Annotated in this window: 15 protein-coding genes and 1 tRNA gene; 10 read left to right on the top strand and 6 right to left on the bottom strand. The window is 67.6% G+C overall.

Translation table 11 applies throughout. The annotated features are described in order from the left end of the window. Window positions 1–34: 34 nt before the first annotated feature. Window positions 35–907: a 3'(2'),5'-bisphosphate nucleotidase CysQ family protein gene (locus tag ACTJK8_RS13070; RefSeq protein WP_012320966.1), complete on the top strand. Its 873-nt coding sequence runs from the start codon at window positions 35–37 to the stop codon at window positions 905–907. On the opposite strand, the gene ACTJK8_RS13065 is transcribed toward ACTJK8_RS13070, so the two are convergent. After that, the gene (locus ACTJK8_RS13065) at window positions 888–1472 is read right to left on the bottom strand and encodes a YHS domain-containing (seleno)protein (protein ID WP_012320967.1); all 585 of its coding nucleotides are present in this window, start codon (window positions 1470–1472) and stop codon (window positions 888–890) included. The two genes, ACTJK8_RS13070 and ACTJK8_RS13065, sit on opposite strands and share 20 nt — an antisense overlap. 124 nt (window positions 1473–1596) lie before the next feature. Here ACTJK8_RS13065 and ACTJK8_RS13060 point away from each other — a divergent pair, with 124 nt between their 5' ends. The 9 genes from ACTJK8_RS13060 (at window position 1597) to ACTJK8_RS13020 (ending at window position 13271) form a co-directional block, all read left to right on the top strand. After that, a complete protein-coding gene (locus ACTJK8_RS13060) occupies window positions 1597–2253 on the top strand; it encodes a DUF1134 domain-containing protein (RefSeq protein ID WP_440762036.1) in 657 nt (218 codons plus the stop codon). 147 nt (window positions 2254–2400) lie between these two features. Then, complete coding sequence (locus ACTJK8_RS13055) at window positions 2401–3114, top strand: hypothetical protein (RefSeq protein WP_043343910.1); 714 nt, start codon at window positions 2401–2403, stop codon at window positions 3112–3114. A gap of 144 nt (window positions 3115–3258) precedes the next feature. Next, complete coding sequence (locus ACTJK8_RS13050; protein ID WP_012320970.1) at window positions 3259–3561, top strand: hypothetical protein; 303 nt, start codon at window positions 3259–3261, stop codon at window positions 3559–3561. A gap of 156 nt (window positions 3562–3717) precedes the next feature. Beyond that, window positions 3718–4074, top strand: coding sequence for a hypothetical protein (locus tag ACTJK8_RS13045; RefSeq protein ID WP_012320971.1), 357 nt, complete (start codon window positions 3718–3720; stop codon window positions 4072–4074). Window positions 4075–4229: 155 nt separating this feature from the next. After that, on the top strand, window positions 4230–5498 hold the full coding sequence (gene lysA, locus ACTJK8_RS13040) for a diaminopimelate decarboxylase (protein ID WP_024829005.1): 1269 nt from the start codon (window positions 4230–4232) through the stop codon (window positions 5496–5498). Continuing rightward, entirely contained in the window at window positions 5495–6352 is an 858-nt protein-coding gene (locus tag ACTJK8_RS13035) for a glycosyltransferase family 2 protein (protein WP_440762035.1), read from the top strand. Before lysA ends, ACTJK8_RS13035 begins: the two co-directional genes overlap by 4 nt. Before the next feature lie 12 nt (window positions 6353–6364). Next, window positions 6365–6456, top strand: a tRNA-Ser gene (locus ACTJK8_RS13030). Between the two features lie 573 nt (window positions 6457–7029). Further along, window positions 7030–11787, top strand: a complete 4758-nt coding sequence (locus ACTJK8_RS13025) for an AAA domain-containing protein (RefSeq protein WP_440762034.1) — start codon at window positions 7030–7032, stop codon at window positions 11785–11787. Continuing rightward, window positions 11784–13271 (top strand): hypothetical protein, encoded by a 1488-nt coding sequence (locus ACTJK8_RS13020; protein ID WP_440762033.1) that lies wholly within the window; start codon window positions 11784–11786, stop codon window positions 13269–13271. The genes ACTJK8_RS13025 and ACTJK8_RS13020 overlap by 4 nt, the downstream gene beginning before the upstream one ends. A 24-nt stretch (window positions 13272–13295) precedes the next feature. Here the strand turns inward: ACTJK8_RS13020 and ACTJK8_RS13015 are convergent, their stop codons facing one another. From ACTJK8_RS13015 to ACTJK8_RS12995, 5 genes are all read right to left on the bottom strand, one after another. Beyond that, the gene (locus tag ACTJK8_RS13015) at window positions 13296–14024 is read right to left on the bottom strand and encodes a HEPN family nuclease (protein ID WP_440762032.1); all 729 of its coding nucleotides are present in this window, start codon (window positions 14022–14024) and stop codon (window positions 13296–13298) included. Between the two features lie 554 nt (window positions 14025–14578). Next, entirely contained in the window at window positions 14579–16597 is a 2019-nt protein-coding gene (locus tag ACTJK8_RS13010) for a hypothetical protein (protein ID WP_440762031.1), read from the bottom strand. Between the two features lie 444 nt (window positions 16598–17041). Continuing rightward, the gene (locus ACTJK8_RS13005; protein ID WP_440762030.1) at window positions 17042–18319 is read right to left on the bottom strand and encodes a tyrosine-type recombinase/integrase; all 1278 of its coding nucleotides are present in this window, start codon (window positions 18317–18319) and stop codon (window positions 17042–17044) included. Between the two features lie 149 nt (window positions 18320–18468). Next, a complete protein-coding gene (locus tag ACTJK8_RS13000; RefSeq protein ID WP_440762029.1) occupies window positions 18469–18843 on the bottom strand; it encodes a helix-turn-helix domain-containing protein in 375 nt (124 codons plus the stop codon). Window positions 18844–18937: 94 nt separating this feature from the next. Further along, window positions 18938–19099 carry a hypothetical protein gene (locus ACTJK8_RS12995; RefSeq protein ID WP_440762028.1) on the bottom strand — a complete coding sequence of 54 codons (162 nt, stop codon included), beginning with the start codon at window positions 19097–19099 and terminating at the stop codon, window positions 18938–18940. Window positions 19100–19119 lie beyond the last annotated feature (20 nt).

The following is a 19119-nucleotide window of genomic DNA, read 5'->3' as shown; positions in this document are numbered from 1 at the left end:
CGGTCGGGCATTCAGGGCGGTCTTGGGAGGCACCATGACGGGCGCGGCGACGATCTCGGGGCCGGAGCGTGAGCGGATCGCCGCGGCGCTCGCCGAGATCGCCTGCGCGGCGGGGGAGATCCTGCGCCGCTACCACCGGGGCCCCTGCCCTCACGCCCTGAAGCCGGACGGCTCCCCCTCCAGCGCCGCCGACGTCGAGGCCGAGGACCTGATCGTCGAGGCCCTCGCCGGGCGCTTCCCGGGAATCGCGGTCGTGGCCGAGGAGCGCGCCCAGGGCGACGCGACCCGCCCGGCCGACCTCTTCTTCCTCGTCGACCCCCTGGACGGCACCCGCGACTTCCTCGCCGGGACGCCAGACTACTCGGTCAACATCGCGCTCGTGTCCGGCGCCCGCCCGGTGGCGGCCGCCCTCGCGGCCCCCGGCCTCGGCCGGGTCTGGTGGGCCGGCCCCGCGACCCTGGAGGGTCCCGTGGTCGCGGGCCGGCCGGGGGCCGGGCGGCCGGTCCGCGCGCGGCCGGTGCCGGTGGCGGGCCTCGTCGCCCTGGGCAGCCGGCGGCACGGCGATCCCGAGACCGCCACCTGCCTCGCCGCGCTGCCGGTCGCGGAGACGCGCCAGGTCGGGTCCGCCCTGAAGTTCGCGCTGATCGCCGCCGGCGAGGCGGACATCTACGTCCGCTGCGGCCCGACCATGGAATGGGATACGGCCGCGGGCGACCACATCGTCGCGGCGGCGGGGGGCCGGGTGGTGGTGCCGGGCGGCGGCCCGATCCGCTACGGCCAGCACGGGCCCGATCACCGCAACGGTCCCTTCGCGGCCCTCGGGGACCCGACCCTGGCCCCGCGGCTCGCCCTGCCGGCCCGCGCGGCCGGCCGGCCGGCGGCGCCGCTCAGCGCGGCGCGTCCGTAGGCGGGGCGTCGGGCGGGACATCCTGCAGACGGCTCACGGCCGGCCAGGCCGCCTCCGCCTGGCGGGCCAGGTCGGGCTCCGCCAGGAACCGGGCGCGGCGCCCGGCATCCCGGAACAGGTACAGGCGCTCGCCGATCACCGCGAAGACCAGGGGATCGGCGTCCACCAGCCGGCCCTCCAGGATCCCGGCGGCGTCGTAGCCCCCGAGGCGCGGGGCGTAGGCGGGCGGATCGTCCCGGAAGGCCGCGCGGTTGGCGCCGCTGGAGAAGCGCCAGACCTGGCCGCCCCAGGACAGCTCGAACCGGGCCAGACCGGCCTGCGGCCCGCCCTCCAGGAAGTAGCTGACCGGATCGAAGCCGTTGAGCGTCAGCAGCTCGATCCGGGTCCGGGCCGGCAGGCCCTCCTCCGCCGCGGCGCGGCCGGGGGCGAGCCCCGGCAGGGCCGCCAGCGCGGCGGACAGCCCGGCCGCCCGCGCGAGCGTGAGCGCCGCCTTCGGGATGATCGCGCCCGACCGTCCGAACGCGGGGAGCGCACGGGCTGCGGGGTCAGGACGCGTTAACCACATCTTGCGGATTCCCTCAGAAGCTGGTCCGACTCATCCGCCCGGCGCGGCCTCTGCCGGCCCGGCGGGACAGAGCGGCACAGGTCCGTCGCACGAACGGTTAATCGAACCGGGCGAGGAGGCAACGATGACGGCACGAGACGATCGCGGCACCGATCGCGGCACCGATCGCGGCACCGATCGCCGCACCCTCCTGCGCGCGGGCCTCGGCCTGGCGCTGGGTGCGCCCCTCGGCGCGTCCCTCGCTGGGCTCGGCACGGCGGGAGCGGCCCGGGCGGCCGGCGAGGATCTCGACACGCCCGAGACCTTCCGCCCCGGCGAGATCGTGGAATCCGGCCACCGGTTCTTCGGCACGGTGTCGCGCGGCCTCGCGCTCACCGTCGAGGAGGCGGGCCGGCGCTGGGGCGAGCCCAACGGCTACATCCTCGGCCAGGAGGGCGGCGGCGCCGTGGTGGCGGGCGTCCGCTACGGCGAGGGCACCCTCTACACCCGCAACGCCGGCCAGCGGCGCATCTACTGGCAGGGCCCGTCCGTCGGCTTCGATGTCGGCGGCGACGGCGCCCGCACCATGATGCTGGTCTACAACCTGCCCAACGTGCGCGACCTGTACCGCCGCTTCGCCGGCGTCGACGGCTCGGCCTACCTGGTGGGCGGCTTCGGGATGACCGCGGTGGTCAACGACCGGGTCATCGTCGTGCCGATCCGCAGCGGCGTCGGCGCCCGCCTCGGGATCAATGTCGGCTATCTGAAGTTCACCCGTGAGCCCACTTGGAACCCTTTCTGATCCGGCCTGATCGGGCACGGGATCGGAACGCGTTCTGATTGACCGGCGCCGCGGGATTTCACCCTCGCGGCCAACCTGGGCTAGAGTGAAGGCGGGTCGGGTTTTCCGGCCGGATGCGCGGGCTGCACCCTCGTGATCGAAACGGTGATGATCTTCGCGCTGGGCTTCCTGGCGGCGAGCCTGTGCGGCCTGCTGCTGCTGCCGGCCCTCAACACGCGCGCCGCGCGCCTGGAGCGGCGCCGGGCCGAGGCGCGCCTGCCCCTGTCCCCGGCCGAGATCGCCGCGGAGCGCGACTTCCTGCGCGCGCAGTTCGCCGTGCAGCAGCGCCGCCTGGAGCGCCGGGTCGAGACCGTCGAGGCGCGGCGGCAGGCCGACATGGCGGCGATCGGGGCCGGGACGATGCGGGTCGCCGCCCTCGCGCGCGACGTCGCGGCCCGCGACGCCGAGATCGCCCAGGCCCAGGCCAAGACCCGGGAACTCGAGACCGAGCTGGCGCTCGCCCGCGACGACGGGAGCGCGAGCCTCGCCACCCTCCAGGCCCTCGAGGACGCCCATGCCGACCTGCTCGACAGCCTCCTGGCACTCCGGCAGGGCCCGGCCCCGGCGCCCGACGCCGCCGCGCTGGCGGCCGAGCGCGACGACCTGCGCGCGAGCCTGAAGGCGGCCGAGGAGGCCCTGGCCCTGACCCTGGCCGACCGGCAGAGCGACCGGGCCGGAAGCCCGCCGCCGGACCGGCAGGCCGGCATCGAGCGCGAGAACGCCGATCTCCGGCGGCGAATCGTCGAGGTCGCCGACGCCCTCACGGCCCCGGGCCGGATGCCCCGGACCGCGTCGGCGATGCCGCAACCCGAGCGGGTCTGAGCGGATCCGCCCCCGGAACGGGGGTTTGGCTACCGGAACGCAACCGAAAACCTGCGATGACTGCCTTGTTTCGACCACGCAAAGGCATCATCGCATCGCCGACGCGTCCTGCATTCACAACTTCGACAGATGGTACGGATACCCATGCGCCTGAAGCCGATCGCCCTCGCCGTCGCGGCGGCCCTTGCCCTGACGCTGCCGGCAGCGGCGCAGCAGACGAAGCGCGGCAATGAGACCCTGAAGAAGTACTGCACCGGCGACTACCTGACCTACTGCGGCAACCTGGCCCCCGACGATCCGGCCACCGATGCCTGCTTCCAGAAGAACTGGAAGAAGCTCAGCGAGAACTGCCGCCGGGCGATCGACGCCTACGAGGCTGAGCAGCAGCAGAACGCCCCCGCCAAGAACCGGCAGGGCTCGCAGGGCGGCAAGGAGCGGCGGGGCTGACGCCTCCCGACCGTCGCGGCCCGGGAACCGGCGCCCGGCCGCACGCCGCGACCGGGCTGTGGCGGGCGGGCGCTCGCGCCGGGACGCGGCAACGGCTAAGGTAGCGCTCCCGCCGGCCCTCGCGTGCCGGTGCCGAGCCCGCCGGACCCTCGCGCGATGTTGTCGAAACCCGCCCTGAAACTTCTGGCCGTGTCCGGCCTCGTGGCCCTGGCGGCTTCCGCCTGCGGGCGACGGGGCGCGCTGGAGCCGCCGCAGACGGCGGCCCCCGCGGCAGCAGCGGCCGGCGCACAGCCGAGTGCGGACGCGCCGACCGGACGGCGGACGCTGCCGGTCTCGGTCGGGCTCGGCGGCGGCGCCCCCGAGCCGGATCCGGCCTCGGTGCGCGCCGGCGACGAGCTCTCCGCGGCGGCGGTGCCGCCGGGCGGCACCGATGCGCCGGTGGAGACCAGCCGCGGGGCGCGCCGCGGCTACCGCGTGCCCAAGGAGCCTTTCATTCTGGATCCGCTGCTGTAGAGGGCGGAGGCCGGCACCTCGTCGCGGTGCCGCCCGCCCGGTGACCTGGTCGGACCCGGTCGGCGGCGCGCCCGCCGCGGCCCGCGGCGGGGTGTTTCACGGGAAACAGCCCGCGCTCCGGCGCGGACGATACACGGCGACGAGACACGGCCGAGATGCACCACTTCCACTATCGCGACGGCCGCCTGCACGCCGAGGAGGTCGACCTGACCGGCCTCGCCGCGGAGGTCGGCACACCGTTCTACTGCTACAGCACCGCCACGCTGGAGCGGCACTACCGCGTGTTCGCGGAGGCGTTCGCGGCCGACGACGCGCTGGTCTGCTTCGCCATGAAGGCGAACTCGAACCAGGCCGTCCTGCGGACCCTCGCGGCCCGGGGCGCCGGGATGGATATCGTCTCCGGCGGCGAGCTGCAGCGGGCGCTGGCCGCCGGCGTGGATCCCGGGAAGATCGTGTTCTCGGGAGTGGGCAAGAGCCGCGCCGAGATGGAGGCCGCGCTGACGGCCGGCATCTTCTGCTTCAACGTCGAGAGCGAGCCGGAGCTCGCGGTCCTGTCCGAGGTGGCCGTGGGTCTCGGCCTCCGTGCGCCCGTCTCGGTCCGGGTGAACCCCGACGTGGATGCCGGCACGCACGCCAAGATCTCCACCGGCAAGTACGAGAACAAGTTCGGCGTCCCGATCACCCGGGCTCCGGCGGTCTACGCCGCCGCGGCCGCCCTGCCGGGGATCGCGGTGCACGGCGTCGACATGCATATCGGCAGCCAGATCACCGATCTGGCGCCCTTCGCCGACGCGGCCCGGCTGCTGGCCGGCCTCGCCCGGGAGCTGCTGGCGGCCGGCCATCCCCTGCGCCACATCGACTTCGGCGGCGGGCTCGGGATCCCCTACCGCGACGACAACGCGCCGCCGCCGGACCCGGCGGCGCTGGCCGCGACCCTGCGGCCGCATTTCGCTCCCCTCGGCCTGCGGCCGGTCTTCGAGATCGGCCGGATGATCGTCGGCAATGCCGGGATCCTGCTGACGCGGGTGCTCTACGTGAAGCACAGCGAGGGGCGGACCTTCGTGATCGTCGACGCGGCGATGAACGACCTGATCCGCCCGACCCTGTACGAGGCCTATCACGGCCTGCGACCGGTCATCGAGCCGGGCCCCGAGACGCCGCGCCTCGTCGCCGACGTGGTCGGCCCGGTCTGCGAGAGCGGCGACTATCTCGCGCTCAACCGCGAGATGCCGGAGGTGAGGCCCGGTGACCTGATCGCCGTGATGAGCGCCGGCGCCTACGGGGCGGTGCAGTCCTGCACCTACAACACCCGGCCGCTGGTGCCGGAGGTTCTGGTGCGGGGCGACCGGGCGGCGGTGGTCCGTCCGCGCCTCGACGTCGACGCGCTGATCGCCCTCGACCGGGTGCCGGACTGGCTGGCGTGAGCCGCGCTCCGGCGGGCGCCGCCTCCGCGCCGGCCCCGGGACCCGACGGGTCGCTGCCGCTGTCGGTCTTCATCATCGCCCACAACGAGGTCGACCGGATCGGCGCGACGATCCGGGCGGTGCGCGGCCTGACCGACGACCTCGTGGTGGTCGATTCGGGCTCCACGGACGGCACGCAGGCGCTGGCGGCGTCGCTGGGCGCGCGGGTGCTGCACAATCCCTGGCCGGGCTACGGCCCGCAGAAGCGCTTCGCCGAGGAGCAGTGCCGGCACGTCTGGCTCCTGAACCTCGACGCCGACGAGGTGGTGCCGCCGGAACTGGTCCGGGAGATCCGGGGCCTCTGGGCTGCGGGCGAGCCGCGCCGGCCGGCGTGGCGGATCGGCATCGCGGAGATCTTCCCCGGCGAGGGCCGGCCGCACCCGTTCGCCTACACGCTGACGCCGGTCCGGCTCTACCGGAAGGACCGGGGCCGCTACGCCGCCTCGCCGGTCCACGACCGGGTGGCGCTGGAACCGGGTGTGAGTCCAGGGCGGCTCAGGGGCGTGATCCACCATTTCTCGGTGCGCTCGCTCGGCGACCAGCTCGACAAGCTGAACCGTTACTCCGACCAGCAGGCGGACGACCTGGAAGCGCGGGGCGTGGTGATTCCGACCTGGCGGGTGTTCGTCGAGCTGCCGGGCAATTTCCTGAAGGCCTATCTCGGCCGCCGCCATTTCGTGCGCGGCACCTACGGCTTCCTGACGGCGATGAACTACGCGATCTCGCGGCATCTGCGCGTCGCCAAGCACGTCGAGCGCCGCCGCGTGGCCGCTGCCCGCCAGGATCGGGTTGACCCGCCGGATCCGACCTTCTAGAGCCAGAGCGCCGGAGACGTGGCCGAGCGGCTGAAGGCACTCGTTTGCTAAATGAGCATACCCAGAAATGGGTATCGAGGGTTCGAATCCCTCCGTCTCCGCCATTTACCTCATACCGTCGTAAGTCCTTGTCACCGCTCAGCGGCGACTTGCGTCGAATGAGGATATGACCCCGATTTGTCCCCGCAGAACCGGCTGTGGACAGAGGCTCGTCTGAGCCTCTTGCCGAAGCGGGATGACCGCCAGCCCCCACCGAGCTGGTCGCCATGACAGCCTATGGCTCGAAGCATGGCGCTATCGAAAAAACTTCGAGCGTTTCTCGTGGGCCTACCCCTACGGCGTGAGGCTGCCACACGGATTGAACTGGTTGTCGTCGACACGCGGTCGGCCCTGCGGGGGTACTGGCTCCTGCCCGACCTCTCATAGGTGCTGGATCCATCGTTCGTCACGGTGCTGAGCGATCCGCATCGCCGAGGTTGCGCCTGGCCATCGTCCCGTTGGGCCCTGTTCTTGGCTCCCTCCATCATTCCTGGGCCGCGGACGCCTTGACCGTTGATGGTTGATCCGTTGCACTGTTAACCAGGGGTTGTGCTTGGATTCGTAAGCGCGTCTTCGAGCCGACCCCACTGCCTGCTTTCCTACCCCCACACCGACTAGAACGTGTTCGAGGGCGTCCGTTGAAGATCAAGGCGTTCACGGTCGAGGGACCGCTGCCGACGGAGATCCCCGCCCTCAAGGAAATTGAGGCGCTCTTCCCAAGCCAATGGATGGGGTTCGCGAACGTCATCGTTAGGCACCCGACCCGGGCGCGTTACGAACGCGAGATCGACCTGATCCTCGTCACAGACGACCGCGTCGTGATGGTCGACCTGAAGCACTGGCGCGGCCGTCTGGAACTCGTCGACGGCTACTGGCATCAAGACGGCGAGCGCAAGGATAAGTCGCCTGTCGAGAAGATGCGGGAGAACACGATCCTGCTCAGGAACGTGTTCTCCGCGGAGTCCTTCAAGCTGGGTATTCCGCGGGTCGACGGCCTCGTTGTTCTGACCCACCCGAACTGTGACACTTCTCTGCTCGGGCAGGATCTGTCAGCGATCATGAAGCTCGACGAATTCCTCAAGCTCAAGGATCCGAAGCGCTACTCGACCTTTTTCAGCAACGCCACCAACCACTCCCGCAACCCTCTCACCGATGCCAGGAACAAGGAGCACGTGCTCCGCTTCTTCACCCCGGGGCGCCTGTTCGAACCGAGGAAGACGCGCTTCAGGGGCTATGAGGTCGTCGATCCCGAGCCAGAGTTCGGGACCGGCCTCTTTTCCGAGTACCTAGCCCGCAGCGTAGAAAGCCCATCCGCCACAGCCCTGCTCCGCATCTGGGACTTCAACAGCGACGACGAGTTGCGGCACGGGCCAGAGCGTAAGGACCTATTGGTTCGCGAACGGTCTGTGATCCATCACCTGATCGACCGCGATCCCGATCTGGCCTCGGTACCCCTGCGCCACCGCGACGGCGATCCCGAGTTGGGTCCGAGGCATTGGGACCTGTTCGACCGAGATCGACACCTCCAGCGGCTGTCGCGGGCCATCGTGGTCGGATCCGAGCTCGGCTTCGATGAACGGCTAGAGCTGGTGAAGGTCCTCTCGGGCCATGTCGCCAACCTCCATCGCGCCGAGGTGGCCCACCGCGATATTGGGCTCCATTCCGTCTGGGTCGATCCCGCCCGCGCACGAGTGTCGCTTTCGAGTTTTGGTGCGGCTTGGTTCCCTGAGCGCCGCACGTTGGGTCTGCTTCGGGCGAAGGTGCTCGGCGCCGGCTTGGTCCTGCCCGAGGACACTGGCGTCGTGGATCATGGCTCCCCGTACCGGCAGGACGTCTTTCTCCTCGGCATCACGGCTTGGCGGCTCCTCGGAGGTGAAGCACCGCCGGAGGACGCAAAAGTCCCGGACTGGTCGAAGCTCAGCGACGACGCCAAGGAGATCGTGCCACCGGCCCTCGCCGACTGGTTCAGTGGATGCCTGAACTGGGATCCGGCAGCACGGCATGCCGACGGTGTCGTGGCTCATGATGCCTTGATGGCGGCATTGCAGGCCGGAAGATCACGGCTCGGCGCTGTCGACCTCGCCGCCTATGAGACGGACGTCGATCCCCTGGTCGATTACCCGCCCGCCATGATGATCCAGAAGGTGCGCTGCCGCGTCTACACGACCGCGGTCGAAGGCGAGACCATGTTGGTCAAGAACTGGCCCGAGCGCTTGATCGGTGAGCGAGCGAGGAGCGCGGCCAAGCTCATCCAGTTCTTTGCTAGGGCGGATCGCCTGCGCGGCTCCGGCACAGGCCGGCTTCCGCGGGTCAGGCTGGCCTGCCTCAGCCAGGACGGTCTGTTTCTGTTGCAGGACTACGTGCCCGGCGAAGTCCTCGAAGGCGTGGATGTGGCGGCTTGGTCACCAGAGACGTTTCGGCGCTTCTCGGCACTTTTGATCGACGCGGTCGAGGAAGCGCACGAACTGGGGGTCCCACACGGCGACCTTAAGCCGGGTAATGTCGTTGTCACCGGCATCGAGGCACCGGAACCGCGCATCGTCGACTTCCTCGATTTCAGCACCGAGGCGGCGGGCGAACGCGTCACGCTGGCATACGTACCAGCGGAAGGTGGCGCGGATCCGTTCGTCCGCGACCGCTATGCGGTCGCCACCATCGTTTCCGAGATTGCCGCCAAGGTCACCGCAGTCGAGGCTGTCGAACTCGCCAGGCTCCACAAGGCCATCGAGTCCTGTGCCGATCCCCAGGCGCCGTGGACGACGCTGGAGCCGCTTGCCAATGCCCTGGCCGAAGCGGACCGGTCGGCCTTCGGCGAGAACCTCTCCATCATCATCGGTTTCCCGCGATGCCACACCCCGGGCTCGGTCCTTGCCGACGATGGCCAGTTTCACCTGGTGCTGAGCTCTGATCGCGACGAAATCATCATCATCGGCTTCGACTGCCAGCTGACCCTTGGGCTCGACCGCGCCACACGGTCGATCAGGAGCATAAGGCAGGGCGAAGCGACGACACAGACGCATGCCTGGGCGAACAAGAACAAGGTGCTGAGCTTCGCCGGCAACGTCTCCTTGTTCTCCTCCGCCCAGGTCACCGTCGAAGGCTTTGACGCCTTGCTGTCCCGGGAAGAGGTATCCGTGTGGCTAGATGCCGAGGCGCCCTTAGGCGTGCCGGTCCCGGTTCGGAAAGGTGGAGAGCCCCGGCCGGCGGAAGTCCGCACCTCATCACGCTTCCCAACCGCTCTCTTCTGGCATGAGCAAATTCAAGTGGAGGAAAGCCTGAGGCCGAGCCTAACGCTCCTCGACGAGGTGGTGTCAGACCTGACCAAGGGCGTAATGATCGCTTCTCATGACAACGATGCCGAGCTCGAAGACGTCGATAACGGGGACGCCATCTTCTTCAACGGCAACCGGATCGGCTCGGTCGCGGCCGAGTTCACGACGGCCGGGAGCCTCGCATTCCGCGTGACGGGTAGGCCGCGCCACCTGAAAGCGGGCGATGTCCTCCTGATACAACCGAACCAGGACGCAGAGAGCCTTAAACGCCGGTCACGCGCCGTGCGCCGCATTCTCCAGGGCCGTACGCCGATCAAGGACCTCGTCGCCTACTTTGACCCGAGCTCGAAGTCGGAGCCCTACGCGGTGGGCGAGCCGGCGAAGGCGAGCGAGCTCGACCGGTACGGGCTCAACCCGGACCAGGTCGCCGCATTCCAGCTCCTGTGGACCAAGGGACCGGTGGGCCTGCTTCAGGGACCGCCGGGCACGGGCAAGACCACGTTCATCGCCGGCTTCGCGCACTACGCCCTCACCAAGGGAGGGTGCCGCAACGTCCTTCTCGTCTCCCAATCGCATGAGGCGGTGAACACGGCCGCCGAGCGCATCCAGACGCTGATGCAGGATACGGAGGGAGGCCTCGACCTCCTTCGCGTCGCCAAGAACACGGATAAGATCTCGCATGCGCTGCGCCGGTCCCACGTCGAGGCCGTCCACGACCTGTATGTCTCGCGGTTCGAGGCGGAGGCCAAGGAGCGCATGTGCATGATCGCGCGCCGCCTAGGTTTGCCGCGCGCCTTCGCGGAGGACCTGTTCGAGGCCTACGAGGGACCGGTCGAGATCGCCCGCCAGCTGGATCGCTTGCGCGCCATCGAGGACGGGGCGGAGGACGACGACGCCGACAGCCTGGCTCCCAGGATCGGTGGGCTCGAAGACGCGCTTGCGGCCCAACTGCGGCGGTTCGGGATCCAGGTCGACCCGGAAGCCGAGCCGGGGGCCATCGAGGGCGCCACGGTGTCCACGATCTGCGCGACCCATGACGTCAGGGACCTGAGCGCCGTTCGGCGCTGGCGGGCGGTCCGTGAAACCGGCCGCGAGTGGGTGAGGACCCTCCGCACGAAGAGCAGGACGTTGGAAGAGTTCCTGGCCGGGAGCCGCCGTTTGGTCTGCGGCACCTGTGTGGGCGTCGGCGACGGGAAGCTCAGGATCACCGAGAAGACCTTCGATCTCGTCATCGTCGACGAGGCGGCCCGCGCGACGTCGAGCGAACTGGCGGTCGCCATGCAGTCGGCTCACCGGGTGCTGCTCGTCGGCGACCACAAACAACTCCCTCCCACCATGAACAAGGATCTGGTGAGGCAACTCGCGGTGGCAACCGGGATCACCGAAGAGCCCGAGCTGCTCCGCAGCGACTTCGAGCGCGCCTTCGGGTCGAGCTACGGCAAGGCGGTTGGCACCGCCCTGAAGCGGCAGTACCGCATGGCGCCCGAGATCGGCAGCCTGGTCTCCGACGTGTTTTATCCTGATGTGGGGCTGATCACCGAGCGAGGGCCGCCCGAGTCGCATTACGACGGCCTCCCGTTTCCGTTCGACGCCGAGTACGCCTGGGTGGACAGCGGATCGCGCCTCGGGGAGACGCGGAAGGGCTTCAGCTACGCCAACCCGGCGGAGGCGCAGCTCGTCGTCAAGATGCTGGAGACCCTGTCAGGCCAGACAGACTTCCTCGACCGCGCCAGGGCCAAGCTGAAGGACGGCGAGCCGCTGGTCGGCGTCATCTGCATGTACGCCCAGCAGCGTGAACTGATCCGGGACATGCTCGCGACCTCGACCGTCCCGAAGGAGATGCGCTCGCTGGTCAAGATCGAGACGGTCGACAGCTACCAGGGCAAGGAGAACCGCATCGTGATCGTGTCGCTGGTGCGGAGCAACGACCGGGGCCAGATCGGATTCCTCGACCACGACAACCGGATCAACGTCGCGCTGTCGCGCGCGATGGACCGTCTCGTCGTCGTCGGGGCCGCGCACCTGTTCAGGTCCTCCGCCGGCAAGCTGCCCGACGTGCTAGCCCGCATGGAAGCGGCCGGTCGCCTTTCGGGTGCCGGCGCCGCGCGCACGGAGGCGGCATGACCACGGGACGCCCCCTCCTGACCCTCGTCCCCGAGGACGTGGTCATCCCGGTCGACAGGCTGACCTTCCTGGTGCCCGCCCGAAGGTTCCAGGTCGAGGGTACGCTGCTGAAGAACGGCTATGTAAGCCTCGCCACCGAATACGCGATGAGGCTGCTGCGCGACGCGGGCGAGCTCACGCACGGGGAACTTGGCGCCTTCCTCGGATTTTCCGACGGTGAGACGCGGACCCTCGTCCAAGAGCTTATGCTCGACGGTTATCTCGACGCCTTCGACGACCGCATTAGGCTCGCTAGCAAGGGAGAGAGCGCATTCGACCCGGTGACGGGCGAGCTTAGTCTCCTCGACATCGAGACCTTCTCCGAGAGGGTGACGCTGGACCTCGTCAGCTTTGCTCCCCTCGATGAAGCGGGCAGCGTCAGGCTGCCATGGATCGCCGACCTCGAAATCCCGAACAAGGAGAAGGCGGCCGCCGCCAGCAAGGAGGGGACCCAAGGGTTCCGGTCCAACTTCGGTGAGTGGCGCGACCGCCGTTTCAAGAGCAACGGCAACTCTCCGATCCGGCTGCATACCATCAGCGGCGACGCCGTCCCCCTCGGCCGCTCGACCGTGCCGTTGTCGGTCCCAATCATGTACACTCCCTCGCAGGGAGACGGCATCGACCCTGATTTCACGTTCCTTCGAGAGCGTGGTCGGCGGGACGCAAGGCGGGACCTGATCGAGGCGCTGAACGGTGCCGTCAAACGGATGGTCGCGCCCGGGGACCATGCCAATGGCGCGTCGTTCGCGGCATCGTGGGACGGAGGCGTGCTGGTCGGCCCTGGCCGCACGCCGACTGTGAACCCACTCTCCTGGCTGCAGTTCGCAGCCAGGCCAGAGCCGATGCCACTGCCGGTAGAGATTGCGCCATCCGTCCGACTTGGCGGCTCCGTAACCTCGCCTGGGTTCCTTTCGCGTCTCTCTGCATTCCTCGATGGCGTACCCGGTCCAGAGACTGAAGGCGTTCCTGTGATCTGGCTGCCAGCCACCCACGCGGCGTGGGGGGCAAGCGCCGACCTTGTAGAAGTCTCGCGCACCATCAAGGAAAGCCTCTCGCCCAAGGCTGGCATCGTGCTGATGCCTCGTTCCGATGATGAGGAGAGGTCGAAGCGGGACCTGCAACGCGCCTATGGCGGAGGACGCGACGGGCGTTACGCGCCGCTCTTCGACACTTGTGTCGTGGTGCCGGCCAACCTCTTTCCATTGTCGCTCGAACTCATCGTCCAGCCGGGCTCGTGGGCGGTGGCGCTCCTGCACATTCCTTCGCGAGACGGCTTTCCCATCCCAGTGGGGTACGCCACGCGCAACGTCGAGGTCGTGGGGGCCATCTGCCGGGCAATAAGCGGGATCGTGGTGACTTTGAAGGAAGCCGCCGTCGCCTGGGCTTCCCACCACGGCGATGCAGCGTCGGTGCTGGCAGACCTTGAGCACACGCTCGAAAAGTGAGGGACAAGCAGTATCGGTCGTTTACTACCTCGACCTGAGCTCGGCGGCGCGTTGCTTCAGAGCCGCGGTCATCTCTTTCCGAGCCTTCTCCTCGTCGCCGCCGCAGGCTTCCAGGAGGGGATTCCAGGCAGTGTCGACGGGCCTGGGCGCCTTGCCCTTCGCCTTCGGCTTCGGAACCTCGCGTCGGAGTACCTCCAGCGGGTCCTCCGGGTCCGCGAGCTTCAGGTCGTCCCGGCTGGGGTCGGCCAACTCCGTCAACACCCGTTTCGCAAGCGGTCGGAAGGCATCGAAATCAATGTCCGCCACGAAGGTGATGACGTCCTGTTCGTTCACGTTCCAGACACGGATCCCAGAGAACCTACCGTCTTGTTCGAGCGGCAAGACATTAAAGTGCGCGATGCTGTGACGGAGGAGGCGCGGCAAGTTTGCGATGGAGTTCGGATCGACGCGTTCGGCTTGCCCGTCGGGCCCCGGGAGTTCGATCAGGCTGCCGTTCCGGGCGCTCTTCGGATGCCGGATGGCAAGGATCTGATCGAGGCGCCCGTACTCGCTCAGAAGCGTCCCGAGGGCTTCAGCCGAGCGCTCGTGCGGGAAGATGATAACGCCAAGCAGGGAAATCAGGAGCTGCGTGTCCGCGAAGGGCGGGTCGTCTTGGGGCGCCGGGGACAATGGGGCGTGCTCCTCGACATGATCGAGGTTCGCCAGGATACGCGCGGCGAGGGCCTTCAGGAGGGGACCTCTCGGATAGCCCATTTTCGGACTCCTTGATCGTATGGCCGCAGGATCGGCAGAGGCTCCACGTTCAGGCGTCCGGGGCGAGCGCCTACGACGACTTCGCCTCATCAGCCACCTAAAAACCGGGCGCTTCGAGTTTGGAACGAGTTTGGTGATTTACGGCCCGAAGTGGTGCAATGCCTGCAATTCCATGCATCGCGGATGCCTTGATTGAAATGCCAATCCCGCGCTTGCCGCAGAAGGCAGGAGCCAGCAATATCAGTCACTTACCGGTCTCTGGGCGAGCGAGATCAGGGTCTTTTTCGGCTCACCCTCTGAACTGAAGTAGGAAGTGGGTCACGCGTAGCTATCGAATGGCTAAGCCACTGATCCGGATGGCATAAGCGCCAATTTTCGTTTGGCGTTCGGATCTTGATTTGGAACTCAGGGTCTGACCTGCAACAGCACGCAGCAGCGGGGCGTTGCGGAGCCCCTGAAACGAGAAAACCCGCCAACCTCGGGCGAGGCTGGCGGGTCGGCTGTACCGGGTCTTATCGCCGACCCGGCACATCATTTTTCATGGGGAATGGCGATCAGGCTGCCTCTTCCTCATGGTCCCAATCCGAGGTCGGGTCGGCGTCATCGTCGGGCTTGTCGGCCGCAGCCTCGTCTTGACGAGCGACGGCAGCGGCCCCGTTCGCCCGCTTGTGGATGCGGGACCAAAGGACGAGTTCGTCCTCCACCGACGATAGGATCTCACGCCAGGCGCCGCAGGCACGCTGATCGACGCCCTTGGTCTCGACGAGAGGACGTCCGTCGTCCCCGACCACACGGCCCAGAGCTTCGAACGCAGCCTGGACAGCATGCATCGCATCGCCGAGAACCCCGACGGCATTCTCATACCGGTCAGTCGGAGTGTCCCCGGGACGGCGTGCCTTCGACTTGCCGGGCGGCGGGAATTCCCCCCGCAGGAAGATGTCGTTGATCGACATCTCTCCGATCCCGTCCTCCATCGAACGCGTAGAGCCATCCTCGTCGACAGCGCGGATCGCCACTCCGGCAGCATGGTCCTTGAGGGCCTGCCCGAGCTGATAGATGCCCTGTGGCGACTGCCGCATCGCATCCAGGACTTCACCCGGGGTCCGCCGATCAGGCTGATCGTTCCCCGAGGTCCCCCTGTCAGCGTTCAGCCTACCGTCGATGATCAACGGATAGGCGGCACGGACCGCGAGTTCCATCGAGGCCGGCCCCGTCTCATCGACGGTTCCCGCTGCGATAGAGGCCCGCACTTCGGCCATGGCGTCCTGCACCAACTGCTCGGTGCTCCGACCCGTCGGCGCCCAATTGCCGCTATGGACGGACTTGCCGAAGGCATGGCGCAAGTAGCGCCGGGCTTGATCGACCTTGCCCGGATCCCCCGCCACAGCACGAAGGACGAGTGCGGTGGCCAAGTCGTTGAGCAGACGCTGGTTGATCCGCTTCCGGGTCGACTGGCTCGTGACAGCAACGCGGATTGCGTCGCGGAAGCGACCATCCTGGTTCGTCAGAAGCCCGACGATGGCCGCTGCGCGCACGGCCGGGTCATCAGACAGGTGTGCGGCCTTCGCCTCGGCCTTGGTGCACGAGCCGGCGAAGTAGGCTGCCTCCGTCGCGGAGATGAGCGAACGACGGGCGAGCTCGTCGAGGACCTCGTCGGCGAGGGCCTCGTTCTCGGGTCCGTCACCCCAGGGGCTAGGCGGATCGACGTGGCGCAAGGCCACGAAGGACCGGAGCGCGGTCGGGAAGGTCGTCGTGCTCTGGGCGAACGGCTCGAAGCCGACGATGATGAGCGCGGGCACCCGCTCGCAGCGAAGCGCGATGACGTCCTCCGAGCTCGGCCCGGAAGCGAACGCGTCGTTGAGGCGCTTGATGCGGGCGCGGAACTTGGGACCCGCCTCGTCGTACGGAACATCGGAAGACCGTTCCCCGAGGATCGAGTGAACCGCAGTCATGCGGGACGATCCTTCGGCCGTGGTCAGCACGGTGACGGGGTCGGAGCCGTCATCGTGCCGATAGGTGGTCGCCACGAGCCAGACGGCCTCCATCACGCCGTGATGCTTGATGGACTCCGACCAGTCGTTGTTGAAGCTGACGTAGCCAGCGGCTTGCTGGGACGCCCAGTTGAGGTGGTGCCGGCTCTCGATATCGACGGTAAGCTCCGCGGTCGTCGCGGAAACCCCCTCTGGAGACCGTGGCTCCGGCACAGGCCGGAACTTCGAGTCTTCTCCACCCGTGCCGGGATCGATCGCGAACGGGTGCCGACGCGAGGGGAGGATACGCGGATTGCGGGGGTCGGGCATAACCCGGCGTGCCCACACGGTGGTGCGGATACCGAGCAAGGTCCCGCCGGGGACAGCGATCCGCTCGAAGTTCGGGGTCTTGGGTTCGCCAATGGTCTTACGGACCGAAGAAGGGTCGACGACCGTATTCCCGATGCACCGAGCGGCTTCCTCGGAGAGGCCGGTCGCTTCGGTGAGCCTGCTGGCAAGGGTACTGCGCGACGATGACGCCGCATAATCCGGGAGCGCCTCAACAGGGCGCGGAAGGGCATGGATCTCGTTGGGCTTGGACATGGTGGTTTCCTTGGCAATGCGACCGAAGGCTCGAAGCTCTTCAGGGCCTCGGGCGCGACTGGGGGGTCGTTCCGAGGTGCCAAGGACCCATTGGGGCCCGTGCGCTCCTCCCTCCGTTTACCGGGCAAACCCGGCGTCACCGAAGGCGGCCACAAACACGTCTCACCTTCTCAAGGCGTACAGGGCATATGACCAAGAAGGTCGTATCCCGGCGTTGCCGCCCCACTGCCCAGCGGCAGAGGGTTTGGGGTTCGCGCGCCTGCGTCGCAGACAGGTTGAAAATGCTCGCGCCTTTACCTTTCGTCAAGTGCGAGATTGACGGAAATCTGCGACCTGAGCAGAACGGGCAGGCCAAAATCACGATAAGTGACTGTGTGAACTGGAAAAAGAAAAGGGGCCCCACAATCGGGGGCCCCTTTTGTTGTTGTATCCGTGAGATCCTCACTACATCGGAGCCGGCTCGTCGTCGATGGATGGGTCGATGCCGCCCTTCAACGCCTGTGCCTTCTTCCTTGCGTAGTAAGCGGCCGTCGCCGCCATACGCTTCCGGACGTCCGCCCCAGAGATGTGGACGTAGTGCTTCCGGGTCAGCGAGATGTTCGCATGACCCAGAAGTGACTGCACTGCCACCAGATCACCGGTTGCACGGTGCATCCGTGCTCCAGCCGTCTTCCTAAGGTCGTGGATCCGGACGTCCTTCAATCCGGCCAGAAAGCACATCCTCTGGAAGGCTGCACTGAAGCGGTTGTAGGTGACGGGGTATCGCTCCCCCGCTCGATACTCCCGACCCGTCTTCTTCTGCTTCCACGTCCGGGTTTCCACGTAGGTCCAGACGAACACCGGGTCGAACCCCCGCTGCGCGAGCAGCATGCGCTTAACCTCTGGGGTAATCTGGACCTCGTGGTTCTTACCCTTGGCCTTCTTGCTCTTGGTCTTAAGCTTCAGCACCCCATTATCCCAGTCGACCTGCGACCACATGAGAAGGGCGGCGTCGCGCTTGCGTAGCCCTGTCGTCAGGATGAAGTCACAAAGTGCCCAGTAATCCGGGCGCTGAGAACTAAGGGCGAGCTCCTCCTTGAGACTGAGCTCCCTGGCACGTTCGTCGATTTCCAGGCGGTGCTCCTTGTAGTTTGGCTCGTCCGGCAGCGGCACCTTCCAGCAAGTCCTGGCCCGCGACAGCAAAAGTCGGACCATATCCAGGACACTCTGGTTTACGGTCGTAGCCGAAACCAAGCCCATCTTGGGATCGCCCCAGCGGAACATCTCGCGCCGTTCGGCCATCAAGCGAGCGAGCATCTCGTCGTCGATCTGCGAGATACGCGTCTTCTCGCCTATGCGATCAACAAGCCAATCGAGGTTCGTCTCGATCTTGCCAGGGTTTGTCGTGAACTGACCGCGCTCGTGGAAGTAGCGGTGCGCCGCAGCCAAGATGGTCATGTCGCGTCCCTTGGCCGGCCCAAGCTTGACATGCAAGGCGATCACCTTGTCACGTTCAGCCTTCGCGTAGGCGGTCGCCGCACGCTTGTCTGTCAGCTCGGTCGAACCTGTGACGCGTTGCTTCTTCACCCGGAAGTCCATTTGGTAAAACGGGCTGTTATCCGGCTTCCAGACCAGCGCAGGAGTCCTCCGCTTCTTGTCGGCGACCTTCTTCTTGTCGGCGACCTTCCGGACAACGAGGGCGACTGCGGTGCTGGTCGTGGCGTTGTCACTGATCGTGGTCATCTTTCAGTCCTTCCTTGTTTTGGACATGCGGCTCCTGTCCCGCCGGATCGAGCCGGTAGGTTGAGACAGGCAGTTTTCTGGCTGGGGCAGTGGTGGGCTCACTGACCGCCGACGGATTGACCGACGGCGGTCAGTGCGAATGGTAGAAGTCAGCGCCGTGCGGCTAAGCGTGCTTCCCTTCGGGCGGCATAGCCAACCGGTGCCGATGGCAACGGTGGCGGCGTGGCAGGCTCCCTTACGGCCAGCGTCGGGACGGCACCTGTCTTTCGACGGCGCACGAAGCCTTCCAGATCCTCATCGAGGATCCGAAGGTCTCTACGTTCCTTGCCGCGCCCAACGTCGACGGCGATGAGGTTGCCGTCGTCGATGTGAGCCTTCACCTGCCGAGGCGAGAGGCCAAGCTTCTCCGACACCTCGGCAATGGTGAAGACGCGCTCGAAATGGAGCTCGACTTCACCGCCCTTGCCGCAAGGCAAGCCTTCTTCGCCGCCCTCATCGGCAGCGTACCTAAACGCTCCGCTCATCGCACAGACTCCCGGTTGCCCATCGAGGGCAGGGACTTGGGAGGCGGTCCGCAGGCGGGCCGCCGGTTCGGTCAGTCGGGTTCCGACAGGCTGCTCAGAAGCCTGCTTTGCGGAAGTCGGACTGACCGGAGCCGGCCGGGTTCATGAGGCGGCTCAGGTGAGCCGCCTGGTCTTCAATGTTCTTGCGGCCCAGTGGGGGCGTTTCCGAGAAGCACGCGTCGGACGCGTAGCTTCTCGACGGCTTCGATGGTGTCATGGAGGCATCCTCCAGTTGAC

Origin of the sequence: Methylobacterium sp. 22177 (assembly GCF_052045615.1) — a bacterium.
Lineage (GTDB): Bacteria > Pseudomonadota > Alphaproteobacteria > Rhizobiales > Beijerinckiaceae > Methylobacterium > Methylobacterium radiotolerans.
Note: the sequence above shows the minus strand (reverse complement) of the source record. Positions and strands in the feature narration are given on the sequence as shown.